Annotated in this window: 13 protein-coding genes and 1 other RNA gene; 1 reads left to right on the forward strand and 13 read right to left on the reverse strand. The window is 63.7% G+C overall.

What is annotated here, in order from left to right; translation table 11 throughout:
• Positions 1 to 237: 237 nt before the first annotated feature.
• The 13 genes from AMA01_RS06250 to AMA01_RS06310 form a co-directional block, all read right to left on the reverse strand.
• Positions 238 to 2781, reverse strand: a complete 2544-nt coding sequence (locus tag AMA01_RS06250; RefSeq protein WP_231862845.1) for a putative inorganic carbon transporter subunit DabA — start codon at positions 2779 to 2781, stop codon at positions 238 to 240.
• Positions 2778 to 4184, reverse strand: a complete 1407-nt coding sequence (locus tag AMA01_RS06255) for an NADH dehydrogenase subunit 5 (RefSeq protein WP_082744023.1) — start codon at positions 4182 to 4184, stop codon at positions 2778 to 2780. Before AMA01_RS06255 ends, AMA01_RS06250 begins: the two co-directional genes overlap by 4 nt.
• An 82-nt stretch (positions 4185 to 4266) precedes the next feature.
• Positions 4267 to 4689 carry a DUF2294 domain-containing protein gene (locus tag AMA01_RS06260; RefSeq protein ID WP_067848998.1) on the reverse strand — a complete coding sequence of 141 codons (423 nt, stop codon included), beginning with the start codon at positions 4687 to 4689 and terminating at the stop codon, positions 4267 to 4269.
• A gap of 155 nt (positions 4690 to 4844) precedes the next feature.
• On the reverse strand, positions 4845 to 6302 hold the full coding sequence (locus AMA01_RS06265) for an aldehyde dehydrogenase family protein (protein WP_067848999.1): 1458 nt from the start codon (positions 6300 to 6302) through the stop codon (positions 4845 to 4847).
• Positions 6303 to 6535: 233 nt separating this feature from the next.
• Positions 6536 to 6906, reverse strand: a transfer-messenger RNA (tmRNA) gene (gene ssrA, locus AMA01_RS06270).
• Between the two features lie 154 nt (positions 6907 to 7060).
• A complete protein-coding gene (smpB, locus tag AMA01_RS06275; RefSeq protein WP_067849002.1) occupies positions 7061 to 7534 on the reverse strand; it encodes an SsrA-binding protein SmpB in 474 nt (157 codons plus the stop codon).
• Between the two features lie 85 nt (positions 7535 to 7619).
• Positions 7620 to 10331, reverse strand: a complete 2712-nt coding sequence (gene rnr, locus AMA01_RS06280) for a ribonuclease R (RefSeq protein ID WP_067849005.1) — start codon at positions 10329 to 10331, stop codon at positions 7620 to 7622.
• 137 nt (positions 10332 to 10468) lie between these two features.
• Positions 10469 to 11668: an MFS transporter gene (locus AMA01_RS06285; protein ID WP_067849007.1), complete on the reverse strand. Its 1200-nt coding sequence runs from the start codon at positions 11666 to 11668 to the stop codon at positions 10469 to 10471.
• A 90-nt stretch (positions 11669 to 11758) separates the two neighbouring features.
• On the reverse strand, positions 11759 to 12001 hold the full coding sequence (gene secG, locus AMA01_RS06290; RefSeq protein WP_014463578.1) for a preprotein translocase subunit SecG: 243 nt from the start codon (positions 11999 to 12001) through the stop codon (positions 11759 to 11761).
• A gap of 50 nt (positions 12002 to 12051) precedes the next feature.
• Positions 12052 to 13332 carry a phosphopyruvate hydratase gene (eno, locus tag AMA01_RS06295; protein WP_067849009.1) on the reverse strand — a complete coding sequence of 427 codons (1281 nt, stop codon included), beginning with the start codon at positions 13330 to 13332 and terminating at the stop codon, positions 12052 to 12054.
• 29 nt (positions 13333 to 13361) lie between these two features.
• Positions 13362 to 14927 carry a 2,3-bisphosphoglycerate-independent phosphoglycerate mutase gene (gpmI, locus tag AMA01_RS06300; RefSeq protein ID WP_067849011.1) on the reverse strand — a complete coding sequence of 522 codons (1566 nt, stop codon included), beginning with the start codon at positions 14925 to 14927 and terminating at the stop codon, positions 13362 to 13364.
• The gene (gene tpiA, locus AMA01_RS06305; protein ID WP_067849014.1) at positions 14924 to 15694 is read right to left on the reverse strand and encodes a triose-phosphate isomerase; all 771 of its coding nucleotides are present in this window, start codon (positions 15692 to 15694) and stop codon (positions 14924 to 14926) included. Before tpiA ends, gpmI begins: the two co-directional genes overlap by 4 nt.
• Before the next feature lie 13 nt (positions 15695 to 15707).
• On the reverse strand, positions 15708 to 16895 hold the full coding sequence (locus AMA01_RS06310) for a phosphoglycerate kinase (RefSeq protein WP_067849017.1): 1188 nt from the start codon (positions 16893 to 16895) through the stop codon (positions 15708 to 15710).
• A 141-nt stretch (positions 16896 to 17036) separates the two neighbouring features.
• Between AMA01_RS06310 and AMA01_RS06315 the strand changes: the two genes are divergently transcribed.
• Positions 17037 to 17837 (forward strand): pyrroline-5-carboxylate reductase dimerization domain-containing protein, encoded by an 801-nt coding sequence (locus AMA01_RS06315; protein ID WP_067849020.1) that lies wholly within the window; start codon positions 17037 to 17039, stop codon positions 17835 to 17837.
• The last annotated feature ends 26 nt before the right edge of the window (positions 17838 to 17863 follow it).

Raw genomic sequence — 17863 nt, forward strand, 5'->3', positions numbered from 1 at the left:
TACCCTGATGGAAACTCAGTGCGGATTGTTCGACCACACACTCACCCCGCGCTTCAAGATAAACATTCACCATCGCGAACGCACCTTGGTGTTGTGGCGACTTCGCGATTCCTTCGCCATTTCTTTGTGCACGAACGAATGCCTCAGTGCCATCATGATACGGTACGCCAGGGGGTAACGCAATGGGCGCTTACCCCCAGACGTGACAACCGAGTGACAAACCGCCACGTGTCCAAGTCACCCCTGGGCATTTCGGAGGACTTCCGTAGCAGACCACCATTTCTTCGATTGCGTATCCCGCACCCAAAGCCGCAGCCAGCCGTTCTGCACCTTTTGCCGAAAGTCGGCATGGTCTCGGAGCAGGAGGGCCGCATGCGCCACAGGCACCTCCATTACCACCGTCAGCCGCAGCGGACGGTGGTACAGGTGGCCATCGTCGGCCGCAATCGACTGCCATGGAAGTCCCGGCAGCAGATCGCTCGCGTTTCCGTTCATCACGCCGACGCCGGCGGTGACCGTCTGCAGGACCTTGTTGCCTCCCCCGTGAACGTGCGGCGCCACCGCCGAGGCGTAATACTGCAAATTAATCCACTGCGCCACGGTCACGGGACCCGACACAATCGCGCGGAGGTAGGCCCCGTCGGGATCGCACCGCCAGTCGTAGTCGTGCGCGAACACCTGGCCGCGGAGGCGCTCATCGAGGTCGGGCAGGCGGCCAACCCAAAAGGCGCGGTTGCGCGCCAGCCCCCACTCCGGCCGGATCTCGCTCCAATCGCAGGCGCGGCGAACGACCTCTCGCTGATCCGGACGCCCCTCTGCGCCGGGAAGTTGCTCGAGGCGCTCGGCGGCCGCGCACGCCCCGGCTCGGCGCAAGTTCGTATCGAGCTGCTGCCACAATCGCTCGGTTTGCGCAGGCATCTTTGGCACCTCGACCCACTCGATCTCGTCCGTCGTGGTGATGTGCACCGCCGCGAGAAACACCGTCTCGTCCGGAATGTGGAGGCCGTGCTGGTCGCGAAGCAAGCGCCTGACGTCGGCTCGATTCAGCGCCATGGCGAGCAGTCGCGCGTTGTGCCGCCCCGATTGTCCGCCACACGCTCCGCATTCGAACGCCGCCCGATGGGGCTGATTCTCCACCCGCGCTTCGTGGCCGCAGACAACGACCATGCGAGCGAACTCTGTCAGACCAATCGAGCGAAACAAGTCGGCGGCCGCGGACGCGAACAGCTGCGCCGTCCCACCAAGCGCCGAATTCCGCGGATCCGCGGACCGATGCGCTTCACCGGCGAGTTCCCACCGCGTCTGCACGAGCGGCAGGGAATCACGCAAGAGGCCGCGAAGACGGGCCGACGCGCGCGGGACCGACTGGACAAGCGCGTGCAGCGCGAGGTATCCGCCCGAGAGCTCCGGCAAAGCGAGGGATGCCACACTCGCCTGTTTCAGCTTCTTGAACGAAAGCCCCACCGCTCGCAGAGCACCTGTGACGCGGAGGCGGCGATCATAGGCGCTCGGCTCCATCGCTCGCTCCCGCATGTCGGCCACAGGCGTCACGATGGCCGGACAACTCGGGTGCGCATACGCGCTGTCCAAGGGTTGCGTCCGCACTGGGAGATTGAAAAAGCCTGCGCAGCCGTAGGTCGCGTACGGGCCGAGCGCCTCGAGATGGCGACGCAGTCGCTCCGAGCGCACGTCGATGCAGAACAGCAACTGGGCGTCGGCTTCCTGCGTGCGGCTGGGCGCGGCGCCGGATCGCACGAGCTGCGCGTCCAGCGTCTGTTCCCAGGCCTCAAGCCACACAGCGTACCGATCGGCGGTCATGTATCGGTGCACGGCGAGGACGAGATCGTCTGCCAGCTCTCCTTCGACGTCCGCGACGTGCGCAGCCGCCTGAGCCAGACCGGTCCAATCGGGATGAGGCGCGAAGACGCCATCAGGCCCTGCAACAGCCCACTCGATGAGGATGCGCAGCGCGAGATACTCCCGCATCAGGCGGCCTTGGCCGCCCTCCTCCCGATCCCGATAACGCAGCGCGCCCACAAAGCCAGGCATGCGCAGGTGGTGCACACGAAAGTAGTCCGCCGCGAAGCGCGGCGCTGCGCGGAACCGGTCGAGCCCAAACGCGAGCACCTCGTCGGGGTCTCGCGGCAGCTCCTCCACGCGCCGCCGCTCGGCCTTGCTGAGGGCTGGATCGCGCATGAGAAGCGCACGGGCGGCCGCGAAAAGGCCCTCATCCCGTCCTGGCATGGCCCACGCCGACTGCCCCCGGTCCAGATACAGACGCAGGTAACGCGACGTGAGCGCATCGACGCGCGTCCTCGCCTCGTCGGACGGCAGCGGAAAGCGAAGCGCATCGTGGGGCAGGTCCACGCGCGCGGCCGTCCGCGCAGCGAGCGCCGCCGCTTCGGCGGAGATAGGAAGCTCGGCCTGCTCCAGCGTCAGGCGGGGCTGGATACGCGCAAATGCCGCGCGCAGCGTCGCTGGCACGTAGTGGTCCAGATATTGATCCATTCGATCCTGGAGCGCGTTTGGATCAATCTCGCCGCGGGACTTTGCGTCCTGCAGCAGGCGCCAGGACGGGTAAAGCCGCACCCCACCGAGCGCCTGCAATCTCCGCATCGCCTCCAGGAAGGACAAGTGTTCCAGTGCCGGCCAGGGATGCCGGGCAATCCACACCGAGAGGGGCCACTGAACGGCGGTCACATCGAGCGCCATCTCGGCGGCGGCTGCGGCGGATGTCGGAGTCCACGGAGCGTAGGGCATGGCCAGGGTGGACGAGATCACGAAAGCATCGCCTCCTTTGCGAGCGTTTCGAGCGCGGCGGGTTGCGCCTCGGCAGCGTGCGGGCTCGGATCGCCCATGTGCGCGAGCCACGCGTATGCGCGCAGGGAGCACGGGTGGCGAGGATGTCTGCGCAGCCATGTGAGGAGCGCAGCGTGAAGCGCGATGAGTCCCGCCGCCACAGCGGCAAGCCACGCATTCCCTGATCCCGGCGTCCCCAGGAGAACCGCCCACGCGCGGATCAGCTCGTCACGGAGTGCCAAGGCAAGCGCGCCCGCGAACAGCGCGATCGCAGCGCCGAGCCACCGCCCAGCGCGTAGGGACGTGGCCGCCGCAAGGGCGACCGCACACCCTGCGCCGAGCAACAAACCAGACAAAAGGCTCAACCCGTCTGCCGGACGAGGGAAGGCATAAACGAGGAAGAACGCCGCTCCGACGAGTTGTGCCCACGGAAAACGAGGTGATAGCACCTGCGCCTTGACCAGAACCTCGTCGGGGCGTGGCACGGCCGAGCCGGATCGCAAGAACAGCGTTGCCTTGAAGACCCCGTGCAGCACCAGATGGACCATGGCGACGGCATATGCCCCCACGGCGCACTCCGTCAGCATGAGCCCCATTTGTGCCATCGTGGACGCGACGAGCTGACGCTTGTAATCCGCGTGAATCATGAGGATCCCTGTGCCGATGGCGATGCTGACCCACGCCGCAGCCATGAGCAGCGCGCGAGGGATGATCCCCCCCGTCGCGAGAACCGGCGCAAATTTGGCGAGCAGCAGGCCACCAGCGTTCACCACGCCTGCGTGCATCAGCGCCGACACCGGCGTCGGCGTAATGGCCGAGTCAAGCAACCAACGCATGAATGGCGCATTACCAGCTTGTGCGAGCGCAACCACCGCAAGGACGAGACTCGCGAGAATCGCCACGTGAGGACGTTGTGCCAGCGCCGCGACGCCCGCGTGGAGCGAGATTCGGCCGGAGGACTTCACGCACAAAAGCGATATCAGGGCGATACCGCCCATGCTTCGCAGAAGCCTCACGAAGACTGTGCGGACGACGCGCCGCACCGCACGGCTGCCTCGCTGCAGCGAGATGAGCCGCACGATCCCGACATCCATCCCTATCCAACAGACGGCGAAGACAATCGCGTTGTCGACCATCCAGCTTGCGCTCGCGCAGAACAGCGTCCAGGTCATCCACGCGAAGTAGCGGCCGTATCGCTCGCTCCCTGCCAGGTGGCGCATCGCAAACGCCTCGACCCCGAGTCCCAGCGCGGCGATGTAGGCAGACACGGCCCAGCCCAACCGTGCGTCGCGATAGGGCTCGCCAGACGTGAAGACGAGACCCGCAAGCGAGATGAACGCGACGAGTGCGAGCCCACCTAGCAGCAGCCCGACGCACCGATCCAGATAGGTTCAATTGCCTGACACGTGCTGTTCGATGAACTGTACGCCGCCATCCACACGGATATGACCGCGAGATGGAGGCATTTCACAAGTCTCGCCCGGCGTCCACGATATCGCGTCCGCCCTCGAACTCACCGGACTCGAGCTTCCGCTCAAGGTCCGAATGCAACCGAAACACCATGATCCGTTCGCCCGTGCGCGTGCTGAGATCCGTGAAGAAGCTTTTCACTTCTTCTCCTGTGATCCGGCGAATGATCACCTTCAGATCCTCAACCCCAGACTCCACCAAGCTGGTGCGAGTCCGCTTCACCGACAGCATGCCCTCATAGGTCTCGCAGAGCGCGTACTCCGCGGACGAGAGAATGCCATGCAGCGAAACGATGATCATATCCCGCAGGATATCCGTCTTAACCGAGACCGAGCCGCGCCCGAGATAGTCCTTTTCCCACTTCGTCAGGGCGTTCGAGATGTCAGCCTCGATGCAGCCTTTCAGCTTGGATGCCGCCATGTCTCTCTCCCTCGATCCGCGATCGCTGCACGGTCTCGCGCTGGACATCAGAGAGTATTGTATCAAGGAAAACCGCATGGCGACAAGAGGAACATGGAAAAGGGGGCCCGGCTGGTGTCGGGCCCGCGCGTAGTATGAAGAATCGTCGGCGAAGGTCAGATGGGATACTGGCGCCGATCCCGCTGAATCGAGATCCATTTCAGCGTCGTAAACTCATCGATGCCCCACTGGCCGTTGTATCGGCCGACGCCTGAAGCTTTTTCACCGCCAAACGCCACAAGTGGCTCATCGTTCACGGTTCCATCATTCACGTGAAACATCCCTGTCTCCACCTGCATTGCGACACGAAGGCCGCGCTCAATGTCACGCGTGATGACCGCGCCCGTCAGCCCATAGTCGCTGTCGTTCGCCACCCGCACGGCTTCTTGCTCATTCGCGACAGGCATCACCGCCACAACGGGGCCAAACATCTCGTCTTTCGCACACGCCATCTCTGGCCGAACGTCGGCCAGTACGACCGGCCCCACAACGTTTCCGTACACAGGTCCCCGATAAGCGACCCGCGCCCCCTGCTCGACGCTCGCATCGACGACGGCCAGCAGCCGCTCGACCTGGCGGCGGTTGATGAGCGGCCCGATGACCGTCTCAGGATCTCGAGGATCGCCCATCTTCAGCTTCGACACCCGTTCGACAAATTTCCCGAGAAATTGTTCATACACATCTTTCACGACGATCACGCGATTGGCACACATGCAGATCTGGCCCTGATGCGTGAAGCGGCTGAATATCGCCGCATCGACAGCAAGGTCGAGATCGGCATCATCAAGCACGATGAGCGCGCTGTTTCCGCCCAACTCCAGCGTCACTCGCTTCAGATGTCGGCCCGCCACCTCGGCGATGTGGCGCCCCACAGCGGTGGAGCCGGTGAACGAGATGATTCGCGGAATTGGGTGTTCCAGAAATGCGTCGCCAATCTCCGCGACATCGGCCACCACCACGTTGACAAGCCCCTTCGGCACGCCGGCTTCTTCGAACACCTGCGCCAGCAGTGTGCCGCCCGTGATGGCGGCCTCCTCGTGCGGCTTCAGCACGACACCGTTGCCGCACGCCACTGCGGGCGCCAGGGCGCGCATCGACAAACACATGGGAAAATTGAAAGGACTTAAGATGCCCACCACCCCGGCGGGCAGGCGGAGCAGGCGATTTTCTTTTCCGGGGATGGTCGCCGGGAGCAACCGCCCCTCCATGCGCAGAGGATACGTCGCCGCCTCGCGCAAGAAGTTCTTCACCAGTTCGAACTCGATGGCCGCCTTGATGAAGGTTCCTCCGATCTCGTCGGCGACAAGCGAGATGACGTCATCCCGATATCCCTCCCAAATTCGGAGAGCTCGCTCCATGACAGCCTGCCGTTCGAACGGATTCACGCGCGCCCATTGCTTCTGCGCAACCTCGGCAGCACGGTACGCCTCGTCGATATCCTCCACCGTGGCCAGTCGGATTTCCGCCACCGTCGAACCGTCGTACGGATTCCGATTGCGGTGAACGCGGGCGCTGCGCCCGTCGCGCCACTCGCCAGCGATGTATTGACGTGATAGCTTCGTGAGATCGAACATGTGGACCTCCGTTTCCCGCCGTTGCAAGCACGGCGATGACTTCAAAGGTCATGCTACAAGCGCTTTCAAAGCAGGGCAAGCAGTCCTTTCCTCCATGCGGAACACCGTCCGCCTGACACGATGCATGGCGCACGAGAGGTTCAATCAAACTGGCCTTCAATCAAATTCGCCGGCCCGCCCCTTGAGGGACGGAACCGGCGAACGGTGTCCTCATATTCCTTTGAACCCATGCATGGTGGAGGCGACGGGAATCGAACCCGCGTCCGAAGACCTCGCTACATGTACATCTACGGGCGTAGACCGTCTACTCAAGTCCCTGCGACCCGCGGACGATCACGCTGGTGCACAGGCTAGTTCGCTATCGTCTCACGGCGTCCCCGCGAACGAGGGAGGCCGCCAGCCTGCTTAGATGACGTTACGCGACGCGCGCAGGCGACGCATCACGCAACGGTCTCGCTGGATTAGGCAGCGAGAGCGAGCTTGTTTTGAGTGGTAAAGCGATTCGCTTTGCCAGTTAAATTTAGACCTGCGTGCATAACGTGGTCGCAGCCCCACGGCCCGCCGTACATGCTCGAACAGTCCCCGTCGAATCCAAAACGCCCCCGCGTTTTGGCGACAGCCGTCCGGCATGTCTTCAGCGAATCGCTTATCGTTCAACAGCACACTTTATTATACTCCACTTTGAATACAGATCAACCCATTTCCACAAACAACCTGACCCGCCCCCTGCCCCGATTTCTCGAGCGATACGAGCGAGGTCACTCCCCGCGCATGCGCGCTCGCAGTGCGCGCTGAATTTCGCGGTTTGCATCGCGCTCCTTGGCAGCTTCGCGCTTGTCATACAGCTTCTTTCCTTTCGCGAGCGCCAACTCCACCTTGGCCCACCCATCTTTGATGTAAACTTTGGTAGGCACGAGGGTGACCCCTCGCTGCCTGACCGCACCATAAAGATGATTGATCTCCTTCTTGTGCAGCAGGCACTTGCGGGGCCGGAGCGGATCATGGTTAAACCGGTTCCCCTGCTCATAGGGCGCGATATGCATGTTGTAGATGTACACTTCCCCTTCGTCCACGCGCGCGTATGCGTCCCGCAGGCTTACGGATCCCTTGCGGATGGACTTGATCTCCGTGCCCGTCAGCACGAGACCTGCCTCGTACGTCTCTTCGATGAAGTAATCGTGGTACGCCTTCCGATTCTGCGCAATCAATCGAGTTCCCTGCGATCTCGCCATCTCACGTCACTCCGATGCTCCATCGGGCGCGCGATACGCCGCCGTGCGCGGGCCCTGCCATCTGCCACACGGCGGCACATTCGCATCACCGTTTCCGCTTGCTGCGCGAACCGCGCCCACCCGATTTGCCTGTCTCCTTTTTTCGCTTCGCGGGAGATCGCTCCCCCGCGCGGGCCTGCCGCGGCTTACCCTCGCTCCCGCCTCGGCCGCTGCGCTCGCCCGCCTCGCGGGCAGGCCATGTTCGATAGCCTCCCCGCCGCGTGGGCGTCGCGCCAGGGCCGCCCCGTATCCCCCGGCCGTCTTCTGCCGGACCTGACTCCGGCGCCGCACGCCGGCCGCGCTTCTGCGGCCCCTTTCGAGAGCGCGGATCTGGATACTCCTCGTCCCAAGCGTCGTATGGCAGATCACCGGTCAGCATGTCGCCTGGCACGGATGATGCTTCGTCTTCGCCGTCATCCCAGTCGGACAGGCGAACGCCCGCGCTCGCGCCCGCACTTCGCTCCCGCCGCACGCGATGGCGCTTGTCGTCCCGCTCGCGGCGGCCACCGGCCCGGGAAGCAGCCTCGCGCCGCCGGCGCTCGGTTACTCGCCGCTCCTTCGGTGTCAGGTCCTCATCATACACGATCGCGCCTGGGCCTTCACCTCCGACGTACGTCGCTTCGCGAAGATGTTCGACGAGCCCAAAGTCGATCCGCAGGTCCTCTTTGGCCGCCCGTATCACCACGACGCGGACGGGATCGCCAATCCGGAAGACGCGCCGCGTGCGCTCGCCGATGAGGGCCATCTGGCGCTCGTGGAGCACGTAGTAATCGTCTGACAGCTCACTGATGTGGATGAGTCCCTCAATGCCATTGTCAAGCTGCACAAACAGGCCGAACGGAACCACACCCGAAATGACGCCGTCAAACTCCTCGTCGATGTGCTCCTGCATATATTCGACCATCTTCAGCTGATCGACTTCGCGCTCGGCGTCCTGGGCGATTCGCTCGCGCTCGCTCGACTGACGGCTTGCATCGGCGACAAACTCGCGCAGTTGCGCCTCACGTTCCGGAGACAGCGATCCGCGCGTCAGCACCTCGCGGATGATGCGATGGATGGCCAAGTCCGGATACCGGCGGATGGGCGATGTGAAGTGCGTGTAGTACTCCGCCGCGAGGCCAAAGTGCCCCGTGCATTCCGGGCGGTATTTCGCCTGCTGCATCGACCGCAACATGACCATCGCGATCATCCGCGCCTCGCGCTTGCCCTCGACCTCGTTCAACACTTCCTGAAGCGCGCGCGGATGAATCTTGCCGCCAGCGGTCCCCTTCACGCGATATCCGAAGTTGTGCAGAAACAGATTCAAATGAATGATCTTGTCCGGATCCGGATCGTCATGTACGCGGTAGATGAACGGCGCGCCGAGCCAGTGAAAGTGCTCGGCCACGGTTTCGTTGGCGGCGAGCATGAACTCCTCGATGATCCGCTCCGCGATGGATCGCGGGCGCGGTTCAATGGACGTGGGCTCGCCGAGATCGTTCACGCGCACCTTGATCTCGGCGAAGTCAAAGTCGATGGCCCCGCGCCTCATCCGCTTCTCTCGTAAAATGAGGGCCAGCTCCCGCATCAACTCGAACATGGACACGAGCGGCGCATACCTCGCTCGCAGCTCCGCGTCTTCGTCCTCCAGGATCTTGCGCACGTCGTTGTACGTCATGCGTTCCGCCGTGCGAATCACACTGGGCACAATTTCATGGGAGACGATGCGCCCCTGCCCGTCGATCTCCATGACGCACGACATCGTGAGGCGATCCACTTGCGGGTTGAGCGAGCAGATGTTGTTCGACAGGCGCTGAGGCAACATGGGGATGACGCGATCTACCAAGTACACGCTTGTCCCGCGCCGGAAGGCCTCTCTGTCGAGCGGGCTGTTCTCCTTGACGTAGTAGCCCACATCCGCAATGTGTACGCCGAGCTCGTAGTGTCCGCTGGGCAGGCGCTTCACATGCACCGCGTCGTCCAGGTCCTTGGCGTCGTCACCGTCGATGGTCACGATGATCTCGCTGCGAAAGTCCTTCCGCCGGGCGATCTCGGCCGGATCGATCTCCAGCGGAATCCGCTCCGCGTTCGCGAGTACGTCCTCTGGAAACACCTCCGGCAGGTTGTACTTTCGCACGATGGCCAGGATGTCCACGCCCGGCTCGTCCGGATAGCCGAGGACCTCCACCACGCGCCCCACGGGGCCGTGTGTGGCTGTCGGATAGGAGGTGATCTCAACCACCACCACCTGTCCGTCGTGCGCATTCCCCACCGCATCCCTTGGCACAAAGACGTCCTCGGGAAACCGCTTGTCGAGCGGCGAAACGAACGCGTGGTGCGTGTACATCGCAATCTGCCCCACGATGCGGTCGTTCCCGCGCTCCAAAATCTTGACGATTTCTCCCTCGCGGTGGGCCTGCGCCCCCTTGCCGCGCTCGTCGCGCAGTCGCACGAGCACTCGGTCTCCGCTCATGGCGCCATTCAAAGCGGACTGGGGAATATAGATGTCGGCCTCGGCCTCGTTTTCGGGAATGACGAAGCCATACCCCCGTGCCTTGAGCTGAAGCCTGCCGGCGATGAAGTTCATCTGCTCCGGCAGCGCGTAACGGTTATTCTTGGTGCGAACGAGATCTCCTGCGTCCTCCAGCTCGTTCAGAAGGCGGACAAATGTACGAAAGTCCGCCGCGCTCTCCACGCCGAGCCGCTCACACAGTTCCTGCACCGTGCTCGGCCTGTAATCCTCGGAGCGCATGTATTCAAGTAATCGCTCTTTCCACAAGAAGGCTTCACTCCATCGTCCATCGGCCAGGTTCAGCGGAATCTGCCGCATGCGTTGGTACTAGTATGAACCCAAACGGACGAGATCGCCACAAAAGGAAGAAGAAATTTGCATCGCGCGGCAGACGAGAGCTGACCTCAGACCTCCTTGTGGGTTGGCCGCTTGTGAAGAAAGAGCGAACACAGCACGAGCCCAGCGGCCAGTGCGACGAGGAGCCAGAACGAGCCCGCAAAGTTCCCGGTCGCGTCCTTGATGGCGCCGGCGAGGATTGGCACGAAGCCGGATATGATGTAGCCGCCGCCCTGCATCATGGCTGTCCAGCGACTCGCATCGTCTCCGCTTTTGGTCTCATCCAGCGGCAGAATGAGCAAGATGGGAAACAGTCCCCCGAGCCCGACGCCGAGCAGCGCGTCGGCCAACCAAGAGCTCCACGCGGGAAGAGGGAGAGCGCAGACGACGAGGCCCACGAGCGTCAAGGACGCCGATGCGACAAGCCAAGGCGCACGGTTCCTCGTGCGGCTCATGGCCATCGGAACGAGAAGGCTCGCAAACATCTGAATGAGCGCAAACACGGTGAGTACCACGCCCGCGCCGCTGGCCGAGTAGCCAGCCTCCTCGGCGCGCGGGGCGAGCCATGTCGTCGTCGAGTAGTAGATGCCCGATTGCAGGCCGAACGCGGCGAGCAACAGCCACGCCCTGCCCGTGCGCCAAGGCGATGGCGATGCAGATTCAAGCTGCCCGCCAGCGTTCAACCCGCTGGCTTCGCGCTCGTCGTCCCCCGGCGCCGCGCGGAGCACCGGCCACCACCCGATGAGCCCGAACACCGCAAGAACGGTCCACATGCCGAGCGACGCCTGCCACGACCCGAGCCCGCGCGCCAGTGGAATGGACAGCGCGGCGCTCGCCAAGGCACCGAGGCCAATGCCGACGGAGTACAGGCCGATCACGGCAGGCGCGCGCCGGCCAAAGTGATGTTTGATAAACCCCGAGAGGAGCGGCCCGCAGATGGCGATTCCCACGCCGGCCGCAAACGCGGATGCCAAGAGAAGCCACGACGCGTGGGCGAAAAAGCGCACGAGCGTTGCCAGGCCGACGAGTCCCACACACGCAAAGACGGCCCGATTCATGCCCATTCTGGCTCCCACTCCGCCCGTGAGCGGCGCGAAGACGCCCATGCAAAACACGGGAATGGACGTGAGCAGGCTGACCTCGGCAGCGTTCATGTGCAGCGAACGCTGGATGGTGAGCACGAGTGGCCCGATGGACGTGATGGGCGGCCTGAGATCGAGTGACACAACGAACACCGCGATGGCCAAGAGCCAGAGCGCCTTCCCCATCCCCATCCCCCTTTTCTCTACGCCAAGCGCAAAAAAGGAGCCCTTCTGCAGGGCAGAAGAGCACCTGATCTTCGCGTCATCGTCGTGTCTCTAGTGCACGTTGTAGTGGTACATCACCGCGATGAGCCCCGTCACCAGGAACAAGAGTATGGCGAGCACCACGGTCACGCGGGCCAGCAGGGAATCCATCCCTTTTGGGCGGCGGTTGGAAAACTGGTTGGCGCCGCCCGTGATGACGCCCGACAGGCCCGCGCTTCTCCCCGACTGGAGCAGGATGACAAGCACGAGCAAGGCACAGAGCGCCACGAGGGCAATCTTGGCCGCCAGCATCATGGTCTTGTCACCTCCGCTCCCCAAATCCCAAACTTAGTCTAGCACGGCTGTCAACCTTGCACAAACGCGCCGCGCCCCGCGTACGCCGCCGCCGCGCCCAGTTCCTCCTCGATGCGCAGCAGTTGGTTGTACTTCGCCACGCGATCCGTCCGGCTCGGCGCGCCGGTCTTGATCTGGCCGGTGTTGAGCGCCACGGCGATATCCGCGATGGTCGTGTCCTCGCTCTCGCCTGAGCGGTGGGAGATGATGGCCGTGTAGCGGTTCTTCTTGGCGAGTTCGACCGCCGCAAACGTCTCCGTCAGCGTGCCGATCTGGTTGACCTTCACGAGGATGGAGTTGCCCACGCCGCGATCGATCCCCATCTTCAACCGCTCCACGTTCGTCACAAACAGGTCGTCCCCAACGAGCTGCACCTTGCCGCCGAGGGCCGCGGTGAGGTTCTTCCACCCATCCCAGTCGTCCTCCGCCAGCCCGTCCTCGATGGACAGGATGGGGTACTTCGAGAGCAGTCCCTCGTAGTAGTGGATGAGCTCGTCGGCCGATCTCGTCACGCCCTCGCCCTCGAAGTGATACTGGCCGTCCTTGTACAGCTCCGTCGAGGCGATGTCGAGCGCGATGGACGCCTGCTCGCCCGGCTTGTATCCGGCCTTTTCGATGGCCTCGACGATGACCTGAATCGCTTCCTCGTTCGTCTTCAGGTTGGGCGCAAACCCGCCTTCGTCCCCGACCGTGGTCGACAGCCCTTTATCCGCGAGCACCTTTTTCAGGCTGTGGAAGATCTCCGCGCCCATGCGCAGCGCCTCGCGGAACGTCGGCGCGCCGTGCGGCACGACCATGAACTCCTGGATGTCGACCGTGTTGTCTGCGTGCTTGCCGCCATTCAGGATGTTCATCATCGGCGTCGGCAGGGTGTGCGCGTACGTCCCACCGAGGTAGCGGTACAGCGGCAGGCCGAGCTCCGCCGCCGCAGCCTTTGCCACCGCAATGGACACGGCGAGGATGGCGTTAGCCCCGAGCTTGCCCTTGTTGGGCGTGCCGTCCAGGGAGATGAGCAGGTTGTCGATGGCAATCTGGTCCAGCGCGTCCTCGCCGATGATCTCCGGCGTGATGATCTCGTTCACGTTTTTCACGGCCTTGAGCACGCCCTTGCCCTGATAGCGACCCTTGTCGCCATCCCGAAGCTCCACGGCCTCGTGGGCACCGGTCGACGCGCCGGACGGCACAATGGCGCGTCCCTTCGCGCCGGACTCGAGCTCTACCTCCACCTCGACCGTGGGATTGCCGCGGGAATCGAGCACCTCGCGCGCATGGACGTCAAAGATCTCGGACATCGCGATCCTCTCCTTTGTTTGACAGGAATTCAGTGTTCAATCAAGGTCGTGCCCGTCATGGCCTGGGGCTTGGGCACGCCGAGCAGATCGAGCAGCGTCGGGGCGAGATCGGCCAGCACGCCGCCCTCGCGCAGCTTCAAGCCGGGGACCGTCACAATGCACGGCACCGGATTGGTCGTGTGCGTCGTGCAAACCTCGCCCGTGTCGGGGTAAATCATCATGTCGGCGTTGCCGTGATCGGCTGTGATGATGGCGACGCCGTCCATGTCGAAGATGGCGTCCATCACGGTCTTCAGGCACTCATCGACCGCCTCGCACGCCTTGATGGCCGCCTCGAGCGAGCCGGTGTGCCCGACCATGTCCGGGTTCGCGAAGTTCAGGATCATGGTGTCGATCTCGCCCGAGCGAATGCGCTTGGCCGCCGCATCCGCCACCTCGTACGCGCTCATCTCCGGCTTCAAATCGTACGTGGCGACCTTGGGCGACGGGATGAGCACGCGTTCCTCGCCGGGGAACGGCTCCTCGCGCCCGCCGGAGAAGAAGAACGTGACGTGCGGGAACTTCTCCGTCTCCGCGATGCGGAGCTGCGTGAGCCCCGCCTTCGACACGACCTCCCCGTATGTCTCGGTCGGAAAGTCCGGCGGATACGCGATCTCGCTTTTCACGTCGTCGCTGTACTTCGTCATCGAGACAAAGTGCACCTTCGGCGGATTGGACCCGCGGTCGAACCCGTCGAACGCAGGATCCGTGAGGGCGAGCGACAGCTGAATGGCGCGATCCGGCCGGAAGTTGAAGAAAATCAGGCTATCGCCGTCCTCGACCGTCGCGAGCGGCTTGCCGTCCCCGTCCACGTGCACGATGGGCTTCACGAACTCGTCGGTGACGTCCACGTCGTAGCTCGCCTTGACCGCCGCGATCACGTCCTCGCAGCGATCACCCTCGCCGTGAACCATCGCGTCGTACGCGCGCTTGACGCGCTCCCAGCGCCGATCGCGATCCATCGCATAGTAACGCCCCATCACCGTCGCGATGAACCCTGTCTGCAGGTCGTCCATGAGGCGCTGGAGTTCGGTCAGATATCCGACGCCCGTCGTCGGCGGGGTGTCCCGGCCGTCGAGGAACGCGTGGACAGCGACACGCGGAACCTTGCGCCCCGCGGCCATGCGCAGCAGCGCAAACAGGTGATCGATGTGACTGTGCACGCCGCCGTCCGACACGAGCCCACAGACGTGCAGGGTCTTCTTGCGCCGCACCGCGAGGTCCATGGCGCGAACCAGGATTTCGTTCTGGAAGAAGTCTCCGTCGCGAATGGCCTTGGTGATCCTGGTGAGATCCTGGTACAGGACGCGCCCCGCCCCAATGTTCGAGTGGCCGACCTCGGAGTTGCCGAACTGCCCGTCCGGCAAGCCGACGGCCTCACCGGACGCCTGCAGCGTCGTGTGGGGGTATGTCTCCCAGTAGCGATCGAAGTTCGGCGTCTTGGCCAGATAGACCGCGTTGCCCTCATGGTGCGGACTCAAGCCGAAGCCGTCGAGGATGATGAGTGCGACAGGGCCCTTGCCGTTCGGCCGCGGTTTACGCACAAACTCGCTCATGCGAGCACCCCCCGGATGGCTTCCGCCATGGCCGCGAACGATGCGGGGTCCAGGCTGGCGCCGCCGACCAATGCGCCGTCGAGATCGGACTCCTGGACGAAAGACGCCACATTCTCAGGCTTCACGCTGCCGCCGTACAGGATGCGAAGACCCTCTGCAGCCTGGTCCGACCAGGTCTCCGCCACGGCCGCGCGAATCGCCCGCGCCACTTCCTGCGCGTCCCCAGGCGTGGCCGTCTTGCCGGACCCGATGGCCCAGACAGGCTCGTACGCGACGATCGCACTCGCCACCTCGTCCGCGCTGAGACCGTCAAGACCCTGAAGCACCTGGCCCGTGACCACTTCTTTGGTCACCCCATCCTCTTTCTGCGACGAGTTCTCTCCGACACACAGGACAGGCGTCATGCCATTGACCACGATGGCCTTCACCTTTTGGTTGATGAACTGATCCGACTCGCCGAACAGCATCCGGCGCTCTGAGTGTCCAGCCAGGACGAATTTCGTCCCGAACTCAGCAAGCATACCCGGGGCAATCTCGCCTGTATATGCACCTTCCTTTTCTGGAAACACATTCTGGGCGCCCAGGTGCACATGCGCCGGCAACATCACGCGCAGGACGTGCAGACACGTGTACGGCGCGCAAATCGCGTACTCGATCCGGCTGTCGAGCTTCTGCGACTGCTGCCCGAGAGCCTCTGCGAAAGCCCGGGCCTCCGCCACCGTCTTGTACATCTTCCAGTTGCCCATGAGAAGGGGCGTCCTCGCCATTCAAAAGACCTCCTCACTTATCTTCAATCGCGGCCACACCGGGCAGCGTCCTGCCCTCAAGAAACTCCAGCGACGCGCCGCCGCCCGTGGAGACGTGGGTCATCTTGTCAGCCACGCCCGCCTGTTCCACGGCAGCCACCGAGTCGCCGCCGCCCACAATGGTAATCGCGTCCGCCTCCGCCATGGCCTGCGCGATGGCAAACGTCCCCTTCGCGAACGCGGGCATCTCAAACACGCCCATGGGCCCATTCCAGATGACCGTCTTCGCGCCGAGGATCTCGTTTCGGAACATCTCCACGCTCGCCGGGCCGATGTCGAGCGCCATTTCGTCCGGCTGGAGCTCGCTCACGAGCCGCACCGTATGCTCCGCGTCCGGCGCAAACGCCTTGGCCGCCACCACGTCCACGGGCAGCAGGAACTTGCGGTTCGACTGGCTGGCGAGATCGAGCAGATGGCGCGCTGTGTCCTTGGCGTCCTCCTCCACGAGCGACTTCGCCATGTCGTGGCCCTGAACCGCGAGGAACGTGTTTGCCATGCCGCCGCCAATGATGAGCGCGTCCACCTTGGGCAGCAGGTTCTCAATCACCTTGATTTTGTCCGACACCTTGGCGCCCCCGATGATCGCGACGAACGGCCGCTCCGGATTCGCGAGCGCCCTGCCCATGATCCCGACTTCCTTCTCCATGAGGAAGCCCGCCACGCAAGGCAGATACTGCGCGATCCCGGCCGTGGACGCGTGCGCGCGATGCGCGGATCCGAACGCGTCGTTCACGAAGACGTCGCCGAGATCGGCCAGTTGTCGGGCCAACTCCGGGTCGTTCTTCTCCTCACCGGGATAGAAGCGGACGTTCTCCAGGAGCAGAATGTCGCCGTCCGCAAGCGCCGACACCGCCTTCGTCGCCTCTGAACCGACGGCCTCCGGGCAAAACGCCACGCGCTTCTGCGGAAGAAGCGAAGCGAGGTGATCCGCCACCGGGCGAAGAGAATACTTCGGATTCGGCTCGCCCTTCGGGCGCCCGAGGTGGCTCATGAGAATCACGCGAGCGCCGCGATCCGACAGATATGTGATGGTCGGCAACGCCGCGCGAATTCGCGTGTCATCCGTGATATGGCGCTCGTCGTCCATCGGCACGTTGAAATCCACGCGCACGAGCGCGCGCTTGCCCTGCCACGCCACATCTTCCACGGTCTTTTTCGGCACAAAAATCCTCCCATCTCCAAGCGTCTTCTGATCTCGGGTGCTGTTCCGCTTGTATTGTACCAGACCCTCCCGCGCGCGTCTAAAGGGGCGCAGAGAGACATATACATGGCAAGAGCGAGATCGCATCGGGGGTGGCCCACCATGACCATCGGCATCATCGGGACCGGACACATGGGCGGCATGCTCGCCGCCTTGCTCGCAGACACCTCGAGCGAGCGCATCCTCGTGTTCAATCGGACGCCGGAAAAAGCCGCCCTCGTGGCTGAACGTCACCCTCACATCGCGGTTGCCAGAGATGTCTGCGACATCGCCGAGGCCTGTGACACGGTCATCATCTGCACGCGCGCGGCGGACGGTGAGCAGGTGATCCGCCACATCGGCCCGCTGCTGTCGCCGACCACCCTCCTGCTGACCACCATTTCGACGGCCCATCTTGCCTCTTGGCAGCAGTTCACCCCCGCCATCCCGGTCAAAATGGTGCCGAGCCTCACGCAGTGGGTGAAGTCGGGCGTCATCCTCGTCATCTATCCAGAAAACGCGGACAGAGGCATCAAGCGGAGAGTCGAAGATCTCCTCGGTCCCATCGGCCAGCCGTTTCCCATCGCTGACGAGCAAGTGCGTGTCGCGTCGGATCTCACGAGTTGCGGACCCGCCTTTTGGGCGCGACTATGTCTCGCGTGGACGAACGCCGCGGCCGCCACGGGAGCACTGAGTCACGAAGAGGCAGCGAAACTCGTCCGCGAGACGGCCATCGGGTTTGCCCGCCTGCTCGAGGCTGGCTGGTCCTTCGACGAGATTTTGGACGCCGTCTGCGTGCCGGGCGGCGTGACGCAAGCAGGACTCGAAGCCTTCACCGGCGTGGAGGCTGTGTTCACCAATCTCCACCGGCTCACCGCTCACTTTGCGCGCGGCCATATGCCGGAGGCGCCGCGTGGCGGCTGAAGTCCCCGGTGCAGAGATCGGCCAGG

The organism is Alicyclobacillus mali NBRC 102425 (assembly GCF_001570745.1).
GTDB classification, from domain to species: domain Bacteria; phylum Bacillota; class Bacilli; order Alicyclobacillales; family Alicyclobacillaceae; genus Alicyclobacillus; species Alicyclobacillus mali.